The organism is Nocardioides sp. GCM10023255, assembly GCF_042653125.1.
Taxonomy (GTDB): Bacteria; Actinomycetota; Actinomycetes; order Propionibacteriales; family Nocardioidaceae; genus Nocardioides.
This window is the reverse complement of record NZ_JBHSHU010000018.1, coordinates 1-3,986: the sequence shown is the minus strand read 5'-3', so window position 1 is coordinate 3,986 and position 3,986 is coordinate 1. Positions and strand designations below refer to the sequence as shown.

The window sequence follows — 3,986 nt, the reverse complement described above, 5'->3', positions numbered from 1 at the left end:
CGCGGCGACGCCGTGCCCGGCCACGTCGCCGAGCGCGCACAGGACCTGGCCGGACCCCAGCACGAGTCTCTACGTCCGGCAGCTCCTGCTCGACCTCTGATGCCCCTCAAGTCCGGGGCTGTGCAAGCCGACAACACATGTGCTCCCGCGTCTGCGGGCAGTCTGTCAATTCCGGGGGTCACTCATGTTCCGAAGCCGTGTCCTGACGCTGGCCATGGGCTTGGTGTTGGCAACAGGCGTGGTCGCTGGTTCCGTGGTGACCCCACCAAGTGCGCAGGCCGCGGCCCCAGAGGCACCCACCGGGCTCACGCCCGCCGGCGGAGCAGTGATTGACGGGTCGGTAACACTGGGCTGGGATCGACCAGCGGGTGTCACCAAGTTCGACGTGCAGATTGCTGCGACGGCTGACTTCGCTTCTCCGCTGGTCAGCCAGGTCGGCACCACCAACATCCAGTACGTGCCCACCGTGCAGCTCCCCGCCGGTGACCTCTGGTGGCGGGTTCGATCGACGAACGGCACGGAGACCAGTGACTGGAGCACCGAGACGTTCGAGCGCGGCTCTGATGACGCCCCGGTCCCGATCAGACCCACCGCGGGTACGGACACCAATCCCCCTGTCATAAAGCCACCGGTCGACTCGCCCAGATTCGCATGGAAGCCGGTGGCCGGTGCGACCTCGTACACCGTGCAGGTGGGCACGGATCGCCAGTTCACCGACCCGGCACTCATCACCGCCTCGACCCAGAGGACGACGGCGGCCGTCCTGACCGGCTACCAGCCCGTCGGCTACTACTACTGGCGCGTGAGCGCCGCCCTCGGCTCTGGGTACGCGACCCCCTGGTCGGACGCGATCCGTTACCAGGTCAAGGGACTCGACGCGGCCCGGCTGACGGCGCCGGCCGACAGCTTCGATCCCGTACCCGGCTCCGACCCCGAAGAATGGGTGCGTGACGTCATCCTCGACTGGGACCCCGTGCCCGGGGCGGCCACCTATCAGCTCCAGGTGAGCACCGACGACGCGTTCATGACCATGGTGGACAACGTCAGCGGCATCGTCGGTACGCGGTACTCGCCACCTGGGACGTACAACAACGACGAGTACTACTGGCGGGTGCGCCCCGTCGACGCGTCCGGCAACGCGGCGGAGTGGCCAGCCACGCCGTGGAAGTTCCGGCGAGCCTGGCCGGAACAACTGGCGTTGGTGTACCCAACCGGTGACCTGACGGGCAGCACCACCCCGTTCTTCTACCAGTGGGACGCCATCGAGAGGGCGAGCAAGTACACCGTTTATCTCTACAAGGCGGACGGCACCCAGGTCTGCAAGGCCGACACGGTCCAGACCACGCTGGCGAACACGTGCAAGCCGGCTGTCGCCGGTGATTACACCTGGAAGGTGCTGGCGACCGATGACGGTGGGCCGGCCAGGCCGGTCACCGACCTCATCGCGCAGCCGGGCACCGCTTTCCACTACGAGCCGGTGCCGGCCCCTGCTGGCTCGGGACCGCTGACGGTGGACATGGTGACCGGTCACGCGGCATCCATGAGCGGCACCACCGCCTACGGAATCGGCGGGTCGGCGCGTGATGCCTGCGGCGCCTCGCTGCCTGACACGTGTGTCGACCTCCGACAGACCCCGATCCTCACGTGGGATCCCGTCCCCGGGGCGGTCAAGTACAAGTTGACGTTGGCCCGCGACAGTGAGCTCACCAACGTCATATCCACCGAGGACGTGACGGACCCGATCTGGACGCCATCGACGACCATGCCCGACAGCCAGGCTGGCTCGGCGTACTTCTGGGTCGTCCAACCCTGCTGGGGTAGCAGCACGTCATTGTGCGCGCCGCTCAAGCACGCCGAGCACTCCTTCGCGAAGAAGACGATCGCACCGCATTTGATCAGCCCGGTCGAAACGGTCGTCAACGGCGTCCTCACACCGCCCGTCGTCGAGGACGACGTCACTCTCGACTGGTCTACTGAGCTTGCGGCCTTGCGTGACCCCACAGCGATGATTGATTCGTCACTGACCACCCCGGCATCGACCGAGGCCAAGTCCTACGTCGTCCAGACCTCGATCGACCCCAGCTTCAGCTCGACGCTTGAGTCGGCCACTGTCGACCAGACGACCTTCACCTCGTTCGCCAACACCTATCCCGAAGGACCCATCTACTGGCGGGTCCGTGCCCTCGACGGCAGCGGCAACCCGACGGTGTGGAGCGCCACGGGGCAGTTCGAGAAGCGGTCGCCGGTGCCCGTGCTGACGACACCCGCCCCCGGCGGCACACTCGGTGCCGACTACACCCTGAGCTGGGATCCGCTCCCGTTTGCCGCGGCCTACGAGGTCGAGGTCTACGCCGGGCCCACCAAGGTCGGCGGCGTGGCATCGTGGAAGCACGCGTCCTGGGCGCCGTCCGATCCCTTCCCGGTCAGCCCGGACGGCTACACGTGGCGCGTGAGACGGATCGATGCCAAGGGACGCAAGGGCGACTGGAGCAAGGTCCGCAGGTTCTTCAGCGACGGAGTCGTGCCGTCCACTGTCGCCCCGGCGGACGGCGCGGTCGTCGCCCCGAGCACGTCGTACTTCGCCTGGGAGCCCGACGCCCGTGCTACCAGCTACCGGTTCGAGCGCCGCAAGGCAGGCACCACGACCCTCACCGAGAGCGTGTCGACCCGGTCCACTGCCTGGGCTCCTACGAGCACAATCGCGGCGGGCAGCTGGGAGTGGCGTGTGGTCGCGCTGGACGCGAAGAGCGTCTCGCTGGGCGCGTCGCCCTGGCAGGGATTCACAGTGGTCGACCCACCTGCCGTCGCTGTGCCGGTGGGCATCACCGGCAGCGGCAAGGTCGGCACCGAGCTGCGACTCACGGCGCCGGTCTTCGATCCGGTCGTCGACCAAACGAGCTACCAGTGGTTCCGCGGTACGAGCGCCATCACTGGCGCCACCGGCCATATCTACACCGTGAGCTCGGCTGACCTCGGGAAGGCCATCACGGTCCGGGCCACCGGAACCCTCGACGGCTACAAGCCGGCCACGTCGACCAGTGCCGCCATCACCGGGGTCGCCGGTGATGCCCTCGTGGCGGTGTACCCTCCCTCGGTCGTGGGGCAGCCAGCCGTCGGTCAGACGCTCACGGTCGACAAGGGCACCTGGCCCGACAACCCCCGTCTCACGTACACGTGGTTCCGCGACGGGACGGCCATCCCGGGTGCCACCTCCTCGACATACCGGCTCGTCACCGCGGACGCCGGTCGCCCGATCCACGTCGTTGAAACTGCTACCTTGACCGGCCGGGAGCCGGGCACGGCGACAAGCGGGTCGTTAGCCGTAGCCAAGCTTCGGTCGACCACGACGCTCGTGCTCAGCACCACCCGAGCAACAGTCAAGCAGCGGGTGACTGCGACGGTGAAGGTCGCGGTCTCGGGTCTCTCGGCTCCGGGCGGTAGCGTCACGATCTTCGACGGCACCCGCAAATTGACCAAGGCTCAGCTGGGAACCGGCACCACGGCCACGGTGAGACTATCCAGGCTGGCGAAGGGCAAGCATGTGATCAAGGCTGTCTACAGCGGTGCAGCCCAGGCGAAACCGTCGTCGGGAAAAGCGAAGCTGACCATCACGAGGCGTTAGGCATACCGTCCACCAGGTTGGGCTCGCTGCGCGCGTAGAAATGGCACACGAGACCCCACTGAGAAGCCGAGGACCGAGTGGCACCGGGCAGCCGAGGCTGCCCGGTGCTGACCGCTCCAGCGGCTGGTCGCGGCTCGCGGCTCGCCAGCCAGGTCCGGACCGTGCCCGCTCACCGGTCCCGGCGCAGCACCAGCACGGTGGCGTCGTCGTCCTCCTTCGGGTCCCGACACTCCTCGATCAGGCGGGTGCACAGCTCCGTGGCACCGAGCTGGCCACCGGACAGCGCGACCAGCCGCGCCAGGCCGCGGTCGACGTCCTCGTCACGGCGCTCGACCAGGCCGTCGGAGTACACCACCAGCATGCC

General features: G+C 67.9%; 2 protein-coding genes. One reads left to right on the top strand and one right to left on the bottom strand.

From position 1 onward, the window contains the following. Positions 1 to 184 precede the first annotated feature (184 nt). On the top strand, positions 185 to 3,622 hold the full coding sequence (locus tag ACFO9I_RS23090) for an Ig-like domain repeat protein (RefSeq protein WP_379185256.1): 3,438 nt from the start codon (positions 185 to 187) through the stop codon (positions 3,620 to 3,622). A 169-nt stretch (positions 3,623 to 3,791) separates the two neighbouring features. On the opposite strand, the gene ACFO9I_RS23085 is transcribed toward ACFO9I_RS23090, so the two are convergent. Next, a partial coding sequence (locus ACFO9I_RS23085) for a SpoIIE family protein phosphatase (protein WP_379185254.1) occupies positions 3,792 to 3,986 on the bottom strand: 195 nt, incomplete at its 5' end.